This is a genomic window from Bradyrhizobium sp. USDA 4532 (genome assembly GCF_024171315.1).
Classification (GTDB): Bacteria; Pseudomonadota; Alphaproteobacteria; order Rhizobiales; family Xanthobacteraceae; genus Bradyrhizobium; species Bradyrhizobium australafricanum.
In genome coordinates, this window is the sequence record NZ_JALJZN010000001.1 from 1,243,414 (window position 1) to 1,257,183 (window position 13,770).

The 13,770-nt window shown below is 64.4% G+C and carries 12 protein-coding genes; 8 read left to right on the top strand and 4 right to left on the bottom strand.

Annotated elements, in window-relative coordinates; all coding sequences use genetic code 11:
* Positions 1–115: 115 nt before the first annotated feature.
* Complete coding sequence (mtnK, locus tag J2R76_RS06045) at positions 116–1,420, top strand: S-methyl-5-thioribose kinase (protein WP_253623820.1); 1,305 nt, start codon at positions 116–118, stop codon at positions 1,418–1,420.
* A gap of 366 nt (positions 1,421–1,786) precedes the next feature.
* On the opposite strand, the gene J2R76_RS06050 is transcribed toward mtnK, so the two are convergent.
* The 4 genes from J2R76_RS06050 to J2R76_RS06065 all read right to left on the bottom strand — a co-directional run bounded on the left by J2R76_RS06050 (position 1,787) and on the right by J2R76_RS06065 (position 5,979).
* Positions 1,787–2,821, bottom strand: coding sequence for an ABC transporter permease (locus J2R76_RS06050; protein WP_057016587.1), 1,035 nt, complete (start codon positions 2,819–2,821; stop codon positions 1,787–1,789).
* A gap of 94 nt (positions 2,822–2,915) precedes the next feature.
* A complete protein-coding gene (locus tag J2R76_RS06055) occupies positions 2,916–4,418 on the bottom strand; it encodes a sugar ABC transporter ATP-binding protein (protein WP_253623821.1) in 1,503 nt (500 codons plus the stop codon).
* Between the two features lie 9 nt (positions 4,419–4,427).
* A complete protein-coding gene (locus J2R76_RS06060; protein WP_057016480.1) occupies positions 4,428–5,465 on the bottom strand; it encodes a sugar ABC transporter substrate-binding protein in 1,038 nt (345 codons plus the stop codon).
* A gap of 88 nt (positions 5,466–5,553) precedes the next feature.
* Positions 5,554–5,979, bottom strand: a complete 426-nt coding sequence (locus tag J2R76_RS06065) for a globin (RefSeq protein ID WP_057016481.1) — start codon at positions 5,977–5,979, stop codon at positions 5,554–5,556.
* A gap of 439 nt (positions 5,980–6,418) precedes the next feature.
* Here J2R76_RS06065 and J2R76_RS06070 point away from each other — a divergent pair, with 439 nt between their 5' ends.
* From J2R76_RS06070 to J2R76_RS06100, 7 genes are all read left to right on the top strand, one after another.
* A complete protein-coding gene (locus J2R76_RS06070) occupies positions 6,419–6,808 on the top strand; it encodes a DUF2946 family protein (RefSeq protein ID WP_253623823.1) in 390 nt (129 codons plus the stop codon).
* Between the two features lie 82 nt (positions 6,809–6,890).
* The gene (locus tag J2R76_RS06075) at positions 6,891–9,299 is read left to right on the top strand and encodes a TonB-dependent receptor (RefSeq protein ID WP_253623825.1); all 2,409 of its coding nucleotides are present in this window, start codon (positions 6,891–6,893) and stop codon (positions 9,297–9,299) included.
* Positions 9,300–9,310: 11 nt separating this feature from the next.
* Complete coding sequence (locus tag J2R76_RS06080; protein ID WP_233475380.1) at positions 9,311–10,537, top strand: sialidase family protein; 1,227 nt, start codon at positions 9,311–9,313, stop codon at positions 10,535–10,537.
* Positions 10,534–11,031, top strand: a complete 498-nt coding sequence (locus J2R76_RS06085) for a TlpA disulfide reductase family protein (protein WP_168855894.1) — start codon at positions 10,534–10,536, stop codon at positions 11,029–11,031. The genes J2R76_RS06080 and J2R76_RS06085 overlap by 4 nt, the downstream gene beginning before the upstream one ends.
* A 35-nt stretch (positions 11,032–11,066) precedes the next feature.
* Positions 11,067–11,591 (top strand): copper chaperone PCu(A)C, encoded by a 525-nt coding sequence (locus tag J2R76_RS06090; protein ID WP_168855893.1) that lies wholly within the window; start codon positions 11,067–11,069, stop codon positions 11,589–11,591.
* Between the two features lie 7 nt (positions 11,592–11,598).
* Positions 11,599–12,126, top strand: a complete 528-nt coding sequence (locus J2R76_RS06095; protein WP_253623827.1) for a YcnI family protein — start codon at positions 11,599–11,601, stop codon at positions 12,124–12,126.
* 3 nt (positions 12,127–12,129) lie between these two features.
* Positions 12,130–13,692 carry a copper resistance CopC/CopD family protein gene (locus J2R76_RS06100; RefSeq protein ID WP_253623829.1) on the top strand — a complete coding sequence of 521 codons (1,563 nt, stop codon included), beginning with the start codon at positions 12,130–12,132 and terminating at the stop codon, positions 13,690–13,692.
* Positions 13,693–13,770 lie beyond the last annotated feature (78 nt).

Genomic DNA, 13,770 nt, shown 5'->3' on the forward strand with positions numbered 1-13,770 from the left:
TCGCGCGACCCGTTGGCTCACCCGGGCTACGTACCGATGGGGATGCTGTTTTAGAAACTGATGCCAATGGAGTGGGGATCAACCTCGCCCTGGCAATGCGGAGGAGGCGACCACGATGAACCTGCAGTCCCAGCCGGGCTCCGGGCCGAGCGCATATCGAATCCTGCGGGAAGCCGATCTGCGGGATTATCTCGCGGGGCTGCCCGCCATCGTCGCGCAGCTCGGCGGCGCGCCGGCGGACTGGTCGATCAGCGAGGTCGGCGACGGCAATCTCAATCTCGTCTTCATCGTCAAGGGCGGAAGCGGCGGCCTCGCGGTCAAGCAGGCGCTGCCGTATGTGCGCCTCGTCGGCGAGAGCTGGCCGCTGCCGCTGTCGCGGGCGCATTACGAGCACATGGCGCTGGTGCATCAGGCGCGGCTGGCGCCGATGCTCGTGCCGGCGGTGCTGCATCATGATGCGCCGCTCGCGCTCACCGCGATGGAGCTACTCGAGCCGCACATCATCATGCGCAAGGGCCTGATCGAGGCCACGTGGTACCCGCGCTTTGTCGAGGATATCTCAACCTTCCTGGCGCAAACGCTGTTCTTCACGTCCGACCTTGCGTTGTCGGCCGCGGAGAAGAAGCAGGGCATCGCCGATTTCGCCGGCAACCACGCGCTCTGCAAGATCACAGAAGACCTGATCTTCACCGATCCCTACCGCATCGCCGAGCAGAACCGCTGGACCGCGCCGTATCTCGACGCCACGGCGGCGGCGTTCCGCGAGGACCTCGACCTGCATGTCGCGATCTCCAGGCTGAAGCTGAAATTCATGGCGAGCCCGCAGGCGCTGCTGCACGGCGATCTGCATACCGGCTCGATCATGGTTACAGACAGCGAGACCAGGGTAATCGATCCCGAGTTCGCCTTCTACGGCCCGATGGGCTTCGACATCGGCGCCGTCATCGGCAACCTCCTGATGGCCTATCTGGCCTCCGCCGGCCACGAGCGCACGCCGGGCGAGCGCGCCTCGTTCGAGGCCTGGCTACTCGCGACCATGGAGGGCGTCTGGAGCGAGTTTTCCCGAAAGTTCCTGGCGCTGTGGCGCAGCGAGGCGAACGGCGACGGCTATCCGGTGTCGCTGTTTACCGGCGAGGCAGGTGCCGCGCGGTTGGAGGCAGAACGGCAGGCGTACATGGCGCGGCTGTTCGAGGACACCGTCGGCTTCGCCGCGGCCAAGACCATCCGGCGCATCCTTGGTCTCGCGCACAACATCGACTTCGAGTGGATCGCCGACGAGAAGCAGCGCGCGATCTGCGAGGCGCGGGCCCTCAAGCTCGCCCGCAATATGATGCTGGGGGCGCCGTCCTACACGACGATCGGCGCGGTCACCTACGCCGCCCGCGAGCTGCGCCACTGGCAGCCGGATTTTGCGAGGTAGCCGGGAAGCGTAGGATGGGTGGAGCGAAGCGGTACCCATCATTCTGACAGCGCGATAAGAGTTGATGGGTTTCGCTTCGCTCTACTCGTCCTACGCAGCGCGGCTTTCCCTGCGCCCTCTTCAACGCGAGGGCGGAACGAACAGCAAGCTCGGACAAATCATGTCGCGAGAATGCGGATGTTTGACTCACAAGCGATACACACTCGGCGTCGTCCCGGCGAAGGCCGGGACCCATAACCACCAACGATCATTGTTGAGCGACGCTGGAATGACGAGTTCCTTCAACAATACCCGCCGCGGCGTATGGGTCCGTGCTTTCGCAGGGACGACGAATGGAGAGAGCTGTGTGCTCAGCTCCCTTCATCCTTAATCCGCCGCCTGTTCCCGCAGCCGCTGCGCGTACACGTTGATGATCAGCGCCGCGAGCAGGATCAACCCGCGGATCAGGATCTTCAGGAAGCTGTCGATATTGACGTGGTCGAGGCCGTTGTTGAGAACGCCGAGCACGAACAGGCCGACGATGGTGTTGCCGATGCCGCCGCGGCCGCCGAACAGGCTGGTGCCGCCGACCACCACGGCCGCGATCGAATCCAGCAGATAGGTATCGAACTCGTTCTGCTGGGCGCTGCCGAAATGGGCGACGCCGAGCATGCCGCCGATCCCCGAGCACACCGCCGAGATCACCATCACACTGCCGAGGATGAGCTTGACGTTGAGGCCGGCAAATTCCGCGGCCTCGCGGTTGCCGCCGACCATGTAGACGTAGCGGCCGAACCGTGTGTAGGTCAGCACCAGGTGGCCGCCGAGCAGCATCACCGCGGCGACGATCACAATCCAGGGGATGCCGCCGATCGAGCCGGAGCCGAGCGTCGTGATCAGGTCCGGCACCTTGTAGGCGATCTGGCCGCGCACCAGCAGCGCCGAGACGCCGGCCGCAATCTGCATCATGGCGAGCGTCATGATGAAGGAGGGGATGCCGATCATGGTCAACCCCAGCGCGTTGACGAGGCCGAGCAGCGCGCACAGCGCCAGCGCCAGCAGGATCGCGACGATGCCCGGCATCGGGACATTGGCGATGTTGACGTAGGATTCCTGCAGCGTGAAGTACGCCACCGCAATGCCGGTGACGTTGGCGATGCTGGCGATCGACAGGTCGATCTCGGCGCACAGGATCACGAAGGTGAGGCCGACGGCGATGATGCCGGTGACCGACACTTGCGTGAGGATGTTGCCGACATTGTCGATGGTGGCAAACGACGGGCTCGCGATCGCGAAGAAGGCGCTGAGGAAGATCAGCGTCAGGAACGGCGCAATGTTGCGCATCTGCGAGCGCACGAAGGGCGCCAGCCCGCGCGACCGCTGGTGATCCGCTCGCGCCGTGGCGCCGTCACTGCTTGCCATCATGTCTCTCCATCAAGCGCGATGAGGTGGTCATCGCGCTTTCTCTGTTTGTTTGAGCATCGGAAAACCGCTTCGCACTTTTCCGGATCATGCTCTAGGCCGCCTCCAGCAGCCGGTCCTTGCTGACCGCTTCGCCCGCGAATTCGCGCACCACCGCGCCGCGCTTCAGCACCAGGATCCGGTCGGCCAGCGACAGCACCGTCTCCGGCTCGGTCGACAGCACGATGATCGCCAGCCCCTTGGCGCGGAGATCGCGCACGATGTTGATCACGTCGTTCTTGGCGCCGACATCCATGCCGCGGGTCGGCTCGCACAGCACCAGGACGCGCGGCGGATAGGCTAGCCATTTCGCCAGCGCCACCTTCTGCTGATTGCCGCCGGACAGCATGCCGAGATCGAGGCCGACCACCGGCGGCCGGATCTGCAGTTGCTCGACCTGGCGCTGGGCGATCGCACGCTCGCGCACCGGCTTGAGCAGCAGCGCCGAGATCCGTTCGAGGATGCTGATCGAGATGTTCTTGTAGACCGGTTCCTGGTGGAACAGCATGGCGCGCCGGCTTTCCGGCACCAGGGCGACGCCGGCCCGTCGCGCCGCCGCGGTGCTGCGAAACGTCTTCGTGGCGCCGTCGACCGCAAGCGTTCCGCCGTCGGGTCGCAGCTTGCCGAACAGGATGCGCGACAGCTCCAGCTGCCCGCAGCCCATGAAGCCGTAGATACCGAGCACTTCGCCGGAGCGGGCCTCGAACGAGACGTCCCGCAGGCTGCGGCGCAGCGAGAGCTGATCCACCTTCAGCACCGCCGCGCCTCCGCTCGATTGCGGGAGCATCATGTCATCGGTGTAGCTGTGTTCCAGCGCCTCGCCGCCGCGGCCGATCATGGCCTCGATCAGGGCGCCCTTGGTGGTGTCCGCGGACGCGGTCTCCGCGATCTTCCGCCCGTTGCGGAACACCGTCACCACGTCGGAGACCCGCAAAATGTCCTCGATGAAGTGCGAGATGAAGACGATGCTGGTGCCTTCGTCGCGCAGCCTGTGCAGCGTCGCAAAGAGGCGTTCGACCTCGGGCGGAGAGAGGGCGGAGGTCGGCTCGTCCAGGATGATGATGCGTGCGCCGGAAAACAGCACGCGAGCGATCTCGATCAGCTGCTGCAGGCCGATCGGCAAATCGCCGAGCCGCGTCATCGGGTTGACGTCGATGCCAAACCGGGCCAGCTGCTCGCCGGCCTCGCGCGCCATCCGCCGCCATTGCACGAAGCCGAGGCGGTTGGTCGGCTGGTTGCCGAGGAACACATTCTCAGCGACCGTGAGATCAGGCGCGACGCTGAGCTCCTGATGCACCATGCCGATGCCGGCGGCGTGCGCGTCACGGGTGGAGCGGAAGCGGGTCTCCTTGCCGTCCAGCATGAAGCGGCCGGAGAACTCCGGATGCACGCCGGCGATGATCTTCATCAGCGTACTTTTTCCGGCGCCGTTCTCGCCGACGAGACCATGGATCTCGCCGGCGTGCAGCGCGAAGTCGATCCCACGAAGGGCTTCGACGCCGCCGAAGGCCTTCGTGATCTGGTGCAATTCGAGGATCGCCGAGCGTCCCTGCGTCATGAGGCCCGCTCAGATCAGGAAATGATCCTCCATCCATTGCATGCCGGCGGCGTTGGCCTTGGTCACGACGGGACCGTCGGTCACGACATTCTTCGGAATGCCCTGGCCGCTCTTTTCGCCGCCGACCACGGCGGCGACGCCCGCGACGATCGCGCCGCCATGGATGCGGCAGGACGGATTGCGGACGGTCGCGAACATGCGGCCTTCGCTGACCGCCTGAATCGCCGGCGGCATGGCGTCGACACCGCCAATCAGGATGTTGGTGCGGTTGCGCGCCTTCATGATGTTGTAGGCGGCGAGCGCCATGTCGTCATTGTGGAAGAAGGCGGCGTCGATCTGCGAGTATTTGGTCAGATAGGTTTCCCAGAGCCGGGCGGTCTTCGAGACGTCCCAGTCGGCGGGCTGGGTATCCAGCACCTCGATGTTCGGGAACTGCTTGATGACCGAGTTGAAGCCCTTGGCGCGGCCCTGCGCGCCGGTATGGCCGAGCGCGCCCTGGGTCATGATGACCTTGCCCTTGCCGCCGATCGCGTTGCACAGCGCCTGCGTTACGGAGGCGCCCATGAACTCGTTGTCAGGTGCGAGGAACGAGTGGACGTTAATTTGATCGAGAGGAGCAATAAGCGTGTCCATGTCGATCACGGGGGTCCCGGCGTCGATCATCTTCTGCACCGGCTGGGTCAGCGTGCCGATGCCGAACGCCTGGATCGCGACGAAGTCCCATTTCTGCGACGCCATGTTGTCGATCGCGGCGCGCTGCTTGACGGCATCGAGCTGGCCGTCGAACCAGGTCACCTCGACGTTGAACAGCTTGCCCCAGAACTCGGCGGCCTGCTTGCCTTGCGCGCACCACGTCGCCTGCAGTCCGGCATTGGAGAACGCCGCCTTCAGCGGCTTTTCCGAGCGTCCCGTTTCGGCGGCGAGCGCCGACGTCGTCATGCCCATTCCGCCGAACAGGCCGGCCGCAGCTCCACCTGCCGCCGCCATCTGCAGAAGGTCGCGCCGCGTCGTCGACGCCTTGTCCATCCCCTTGTCGGTCCCTGGCATTGCTTGCTCCCTCTTCGTTTTTCTGACCGTCGGCGTCAGTTGCACGCGCCGCGGATAAAGCGAGTGTGTCACAATCGGAACGGTGACGCTACGGCCTCTCGTCCACGAGATGTTTCTGCTGCAGCACGATGGCTTCGATGTCGCCGAGCAGCTTGTGCCACGCAGCATCGATCTCCGCAGACCATTGCTCGCCGAGAATGTCGCGCAGCGTATCGGCGATCACCGCGAAGAACGCGACGAACAGTTCGCGCGGCGTGCCGTAGGCGTCGTGCGAGAACACTTCCGATTCGATCAGGCGAAAATGTCCGCGGCGCTCGCCCGCGAAATCGAGGATGGCTTCGATCGTCAGCTGCAGCATCGAGCCTTTCACCGGCTCGCTGCCTTCGGTGCGAAACATCGCCTGCGTCTCGGGATGTTCGCGAAACAGGCGGCGATAGACTGACGGTGTCAGATCATCGCAAGCCGCTGCTGCGAGTTCAAAGCTGCGTTCGATCGGATTCAATGATGGAGCCATAGCGGATTGCGATCATCACATAAAAAAAGAGCAGGGCTCAAAGCCCTGCTCCAAAAATTGTGTCGACCCTATTTGCCCCAAAAATTCGATTTGATCTTGATTGATGGGGTGACGCTGCTTGTGCGCGTCGGGCTCCTCCCGAGACTTGGACCACCAGGACACACCTCGCGGCTGGCCTGAGCCCGAATTGGTAGACTATCTTTCCAGGCTTGTCATCATTTTCGGCAACGATTGTTCAATTTTCGAGCAATTTGCGAAATGATTGGGATGGCGCCACCGGCGGTTGTGACGGGAGATATAAAACACGTGGCAGGGTAAGGGGATACGACTGATTTCGGAGTTGCCGTGACGCAAGTGCCACGCTCGGTTATTTCCGTCGGCTGGAAGAAACCGGACGCATCGGCGATCTCGACTTCCGGCGCCCATGGTGGTTAGTTCCGTGGCGGATGGATTTGCGATGCGCCGGCGGCTGAAGAATTTTCTGCCCATCGTCTTGGTTGCCCTGCTGGTGCAGATTCTTGCACCGATCGGGGCCTGCTGGGCGGCGAGCCTTGCCGCGTCCGATCCGCTCGCGGCCGCCACCATCTGCCACGGCGATGCCGGCTCCGGAGCGGGGCAGGGTGACCAGACCAGTCACGACGCCCATGACGGCTGCTGCTCGGCCTGCAGCGTGCTGCAGACCGGTGCGCCGGTTGATAGCCCGCAAGTTGTGGCCCAGGCCGTCGAACGCCTGCCGAACCCGATCGCCTGGCTTGATTTCGCCTCCGAGCTCGATCGTTCGCGCGCCGGCCTCTCGGCGCAAGCCCGCGCGCCGCCGCTGTTTTCCTGACGACCTTGTCGCTGCCGGTGCGTCCCGCGCCAGCAAGTGCCCTTGAGCAAGCCGGCCAGAGCGCCGGTGTCAGGATTCATCCATGTTTCGCTATCATCCGCTGGAGGCGGCAAGCGTGCTCGCGCTGGGCGCGACGCTTTGCGCATTGCCGTCCGCTGCCGAAGCCCAGGCGCCCAGCACAGAGCTACCCTCCGTCACCGTCGAGGCGCCCCGGACGGCGGTGCGCGCCAAGCCGGCGGCGCAGAAGCCGCGCGTTCGTGCCGCGTCCGTGCGGCGGCCGCCGAAGCCGGCGACAGCGCCAGCCGTGACGGCGGCCCCAGCGGACGGCGCGAGGCCGGGGGAGACGCTTGCCGCGACCCGCGACGGTTTGAACCGGGCGCCGACAGGCCAAACGCAGACGACCATCGACCGCAGCCAGTTCGACAACCGACCGGCGTTCTCCGTCGCCGATGTGCTGCGCGACAGTCCGGGCATCTCGATCAAGCAGGGCAACGGCCCGCGTGATTTCGGCATCTCGATCCGCGGGTCGAATGCGCGGAACGGCTTCGGCATCCGCAACCTCGTCATCTTCGACGACGGTTTCCCGGTGACCCAGCCGGACGGCCTGTCGCGCAGCGACCTGATCGATCCGCATGCCTATGGCGCCATCGACGTGGTCCGCGGGCCGTCATCGGCGCTCTACGGCAATTATGCGACCGGCGGCGCGCTGAATTTCAGGACCCGGCCGGGCGGCAAGATCGACGGCGTCGAGTATGGCGTCGACGGCGGCAGCTTCGGTTACCTCAACAACTATCTCGCGGCGGGCAAGAAGGTCGGCAATTTCGAGGCCTCGCTGTTCGCGAGCGACGCGCGCGGCGACGGCTACATCGGCAACAGCTGGTTCAACACACAGACCGTTAATTTCCTCGGCACGCTGCAGGTCACGCCGGACGACCGCTTCACGGTGAAGCTGATCAACAACGACCTGACGACGCGCCTGCCGATCCGCTCCTCGCTCAACCAGTTCTACCAGAACCCGTTCCAGCAGGGCTGCACGACCGGCGCGACGGCCGCGCCGGGATGCGCCACCGTGACGTTGTTCAACAACGGATTCAACGCGGCGGCCGGGACCGACAGGGAGACCGCGGTTCAGGCCGGTCTCGGGCGCGACGACCGCCGTACCATCGTCGGCGGCCGCTGGGAGCACGACTTCGACAACCAGACCACCTGGCGCAACCAGTTCGTCTTCGACGACCGCAATATCAATCAACCGACGGGATCGACGAGCGCGATCGGCGACTTCCCGTCCTACAACTACATGAGCGACGTCGTCAGACGCGGCGATATTTTTGGGCTGGATTCGACGACCTATTTCGGCGGCTTCTACAATACGCTCACCGCGTCGAGCGACACGCGCAATGTAATGCCGGGCGGAAATGCGACGCTCGGAAGCCTGTCGAGCAATTTGTTCAGCACGACGACAAATTACGGTGTTCGCGCACGCGAGGAATTGAAGCTCACGTCTGCGCTGACGGCCGTTGCCGGCATTGGCTGGGAGGCCACCAGTCTGACGGGCCGGAACACCGCCTACAGCTACGCCGGCGCGGCCGGAACCACGACCACGGCGATCACGACGGCGGACCGGCAATTCCAGAATACCGCGCCCGAGCTCGCATTGCTGTACCGGCTGAGCAGCGAGTGGCAAGTCCGTGGACGAGTGGCAACCGGATACGGCACGCCGCAGGTCAGCAATTTGTTCGTCCTGCCGAGTGGCGCCTCGGGCAACAACACCCAGCTGCGGACGCAAAAGAATCTCGGTTACGATGTCGGTGCCGACTGGACACCGAACAACGCGCTCAAGCTCAGCGTCACGGGCTTCTACGAGTTCTTCAAGGACGAGCTCGTTTCTCAGGCCACGCCGCTTGCGGGCATCTCCTACACGTTCAACGCGCCGCGATCGGAGCATCGCGGCGTCGAGCTGGCCGCCGACTGGAAATTCCTGCCGGGCTGGCGGTTCTCGGCGGCCTACACTTATCTCGACGAGGTCTACACGGAATACGTCGAGAACATCACGAACGGCGCGGTGTTCAGCTTCAATCGCGCCGGCAACAAGATTCCCGGCATTTCGCCGAACGAGCTCACGGCGCGGTTGGGCTACGACCAGCTGTCGGGTCAGTTTCAGGGATTTGGCGGGTTCGTCGAAGTGCAGTGGAAGGACAGCTTCTACATGGACAACGCCAACCTCTTGAAGGCGCCGGGCTATGAGCTGGTCAACCTCAATCTGCACTACAAGACCGATCTCGTCTCCGATTATTTCAAGGCGCTGAACCTCTACATCGAGGTGAGGAACGTCTTCGACCGGACGTACGTGGCGTCGGCGAACAACATCTCAAATTCGGTGACCGCGGCAGGCATTCAAAATCCCGCGAGCGTACTAGCGAACTCGACCAACTCGATCTATGCCGGATCGCCGCGCGCCGTCGTGGCGGGCATGAAGATTGCGTTCAAATGAGGAGCGCATCGATGACCTATCGCAAACCGGTCGCCCTGACGCTGCTTGCATCGCTCATGCTCGCGGCCTTGCCGAGCCTTGCCGTCGCACAGATGAGCCATCAGCACGCCTCCGAAGCGGCCTGCGAAGAGACGGCCCTGCGCTGCGCGACCAAGGTCACGCCCGCCTTTGGGCGGGATGGGACATTGTGGCTGGTGTGGATGGCCGGCGGCCAGATCTCCGTCGCGAGCTCAAAAGACCAGGGCAAGAGCTTTTCCACACCGGTGCAGGTCACACGGGAGCGGCTCAGTCTCGATTGGGGACCGGATGCGCGGCCGAAGCTTGCGATCGATGCCAAGGGCAACATCGCTGTGGCCTTCTCGATCTTCCGCGATCAGAATTTCAACGGCCAGGTGCTGACCACGCGATCGACCGATGGCGGGCGCAGCTTCGATGCGCCGAAGCCGATCACCACGAACAATGAGAGCCAACGGTTCGAGGCGATCGGTTTCGATCCTGCGGGGGCGATGTTTGCCGCGTGGCTCGACAAGCGCAACCGCGTGCCGGCGCAGCAGCGCGGCCAGAAATATGACGGTGCCGGATTGTTTTTCGCGTCATCGGGAGATGGCGGAGCAACCTATTCCGACGCGCGGCTCGTCGCCGACAACACCTGCGAGTGCTGCCGCCTCGCGCTGGCGTTCGATGGTGCGGGCCATCCTGTGGTCGTGTTCCGGAACATCTTTGAAGGCGGCGTGCGCGACCATGCGGTCGTGACGTTCTCCGATCTGGCTACGCCCGGCGAGATCCATCTGGTGAGCCGCGACGACTGGCAGATCGCGGCCTGTCCGCATCACGGTCCGAGCCTGACGATATCGCGCGAAGGAACCTACCATGTGACGTGGTACACCAACGGCAAGGCGCGCAAGGGATTGTTCTATGCGCGCTCGCACGACGGCGGCAAAACCTTCTCCGATCCGCTTCCGGTCGGTCAGCCGAACCGCAGCCCGTCACGGCCGCAGATTATCGCGGGGCCGCAGGGGCTTGTCATGGCCTGGAAGGAATTCGACGGGCAGAAGACGACAATCGATCTCATGACATCGCACGACGATGGAGCGACATGGTCGAAGCCAACGGTGATCGCGGATACCGCCGACAGTTCCGACCATCCGCTGCTCGTCTCGAACAGCCGGCAGACCTATCTGTCGTGGATGACGAAGGCCGACGGCTACCATTTTCAAGCGATCGAGGGCGAACCATGAAGCGTTATCTGCTCGCGGCGCTGGTCCTGCTCGCAACGCTGCCGACTGCACTGGCGGCGGGAGAGGGCGCGCCAAGGCCGTTTGAACGCGGCAGCTGGCAAAAGCTGCTGCATGCGCATGCCGGTCGTCCGACCCTGGTGCATTTCTGGGGAGTGACCTGCGGACCATGCAAGGTCGAGCTGCCGGAGCTTGGCCAGTTCATGAAGGATCATCCCGGAATCGATATCGTCACGATCAGCGCGGATCTGGTTCCCAACCTTCCGGAAGCGACGCGATCGATGCTGGATCGCGCCGGCCTCGGCGCGGCCGAAAACTGGATCTTCGACGACGGCTTTGCCGAGCGGTTGAGATTTGAGATCGATCCGGCCTGGCAAGGCGATATCCCGCGAACCATGCTGATTTCCCGGGATGGAACGATCACGACGATCGAAGGGGCGGCCGAAATCGCCGATCTGAACAAATGGTCCAGCGCCCAGTCGGCAGCAACCCGATGACACTTGAATTACAACTTGAAAGGAAATCCGTCGCCATGAAGACGCTCCCCCGCATCCTTGCCCTCGCAGGGCTGACCGCTGCACTCGTCTCGACGTCCGCGCGCGCCGAGGACGTCAAGGCCGGCGACCTCGTGATCACGCAGGCCTGGACGCGCGCAACGCCGAACGGCGCCAAGATCGGCGGCGGCTACCTGACGATCGAGAACAAGGGGACGACGCCCGACCGGCTGGTGTCAGGCACCGGCGATGTTGCCGGCAAGATCGAAGTCCACGAGATGTCGATGGACAATGGCGTGATGAAGATGCGTGCGCTCGACAAAGGCCTCACCATCGAGCCCGGCAAGACCGTGAAGCTCGCGCCGGGCGGCTATCACCTGATGATGTTCGATCTGAAGAATCCGCTGAAGCAGGGCGACAAGGTGCCGGTCACGCTCGAGTTCGAAAAGGCCGGCAAGGTCTCGGTCTCGCTGGACGTGCAGGCCGTCGGCGCGCAGGGGCCGGGCGGCGGTCATTCCGGCCATGGCGACCATTCCGGTCACATGGACATGAAGAAGATGTGAGGCAGCCATGCGATCACAGACGCTCCTCATTGCCACGGCGGCGCTGCTCGCAGCGCAGCCGGCGATCGCGCATATCACACTCGAAGGAAAGCAGGCGGCGGTCGGATCGTATTACAAGGCGGTGTTCGCCGTGCCGCATGGCTGCGCGGGCTCGGCGACAATCAAGATCCGGGTGCAGATTCCGGAGGGCGTGATCGGAGTTAAGCCGATGCCGAAGGCGGGCTGGACTCTCGATGCGGTCACCGGCAAATACGCCGCCCAATACGACTATCACGGCGCCAAGCTTTCCGAGGGCGTCAAGGAAGTCGCCTGGAGCGGTGGCAAGCTTGCGGACCAGAACTACGACGAGTTCGTGATGCAGACGTTTCTCACCGATACCTTGAAGCCCAACACCACGTTGTACTTTCCGGTCGTGCAGGAGTGCGAGCAGGGCGTCAGCCGCTGGATCGATACCCCAGCCGACGGGCAGGGCGGCGGGCACGACCATGGCAGCAAGACACCGGCTCCCGGCGTCAAGCTGCTGCCGAAGTCGTAAGCGATGCGGCTGGTCGCAAACCTCGCAGCGCTGCTCGTGGCGCTGTGTCTTGCGACCTCAGCCCATGCGCATGCCGTCCTGATCGGCGCCGAACCGGCCGACGGCAGCGTGGTGGCTGAAGCACCCAGGACGGTGGTGCTCCGCTTCAACGAAGCGGTGGCGCCGACGGCGGTCAGCCTGCTCGACGCCGCGGGCAAGCCGCGCGACGTCGCGTTCCGCGCCGTCGACCAGTCGGTGATGGTGACGCTGCCGGCGGGCCTGCCACAGGGCACGCAGGTGGTCAGCTATCGCGTGGTGTCGCAGGATGGCCATCCGGTCGCGGGCTCGCTGCTGTTTTCGATCGGCGTCGTCACCGGCTCGGCGGCGCCGTCAAGCGACGGCGTGCTCGATGTGTTGATCTGGCTGGCGCGGCTCGGGCTCTATCTGGGCCTGTTTGCCGGCGTCGGCGGCGTGTTCTTTGCGGCCTGGATCGGGCAGGGCCCGGCCGGCGAACGGCTGATCATGTGGTCGCTGAAGATCGGCCTTGTCAGCGCGATCGCGTCGCTTGGACTGCAGGGCGTCGACCTCTTGAACCTGCCGCTGTCGGGCATCGTGACGTGGGCGGCGTGGGCCAGCGCCGCCGGCACCAGCTTGTTTCCCGCGCTGCTGCTCGCGATCGCTGCGATGCTGATCGCGGCGATTGCCTGGCGCAGTCCGTCGTTCGGTGCAGCCTTCACCCGCACCGCGATCGCAATGATCTGTGTCGGGCTGTCGTTTGCGGTCAGCGGCCACGCCGCCACCGCTTCGCCGCAATGGCTGACGCGAGCCGCGCTGTTCATCCATGGCGTGGGCGTGGCGTTCTGGATGGGCGCGCTCGCGCCGCTGGCGGTGCTTGCCTGGCAGCGCAAGGATTCGCTGCTGCGGGTGCTGCGGCATTTTTCGACGATCGCGGTGCCGGTCGTCGCGTTGATCGCCTTGTCGGGCCTGGCGCTCGCGATCGTCCAGCTCGACAGTTTTCACGCGCTGATCGACACCGGGTACGGCAACATCCTGGTTGCGAAACTGGTGCTGGTGGTGTTGTTGCTCGGGCTCGCTGCGCTGAACCGGTTGGTGTTCACGCCGGCCATCGCGCGCGAGTTTCATCGGACACGGCCGCTGCAGCGCTCGATCGCGCTGGAATTCGTGCTGATGATCGCCATTCTCGGCCTCGTTGCACTCTGGCGCTTCACGCCGCCGCCGCGCGTGCTGGCGATGTCGGCCGATGTTCCGCTCGCGGTCCACATTCACACCGATGCCGCGATGTTCCAGGTGCTGATCGCGCCGGGCAAGGTCGGGCAAAATAACTTCGTGCTGCAGCTGATGAACGGCGATGCCAGCCCGTTCACGGCCAAGGAGGCGACGCTGACGCTGAGCTTGCCCGAGCGCGGCATCGAACCGATGGAACGCGCCGCCGCGCGCGGTGCCGATGGCTATTGGCACGTGCGCAAGGTGCCGCTGCCGGTGCCGGGCCGCTGGCACATGCAGATCGACGCCCTGGTGACCGATTTCAAGAAAGTGACACTGGAAGACGATTTCGAGGTCAGGTAAAGCCGCGGTCGGCGCGCTCGGTGCTTCGACGGCACGAATTCGTTCAAATGGCCGAAAATCGCCTGATTTGAAGGGTTT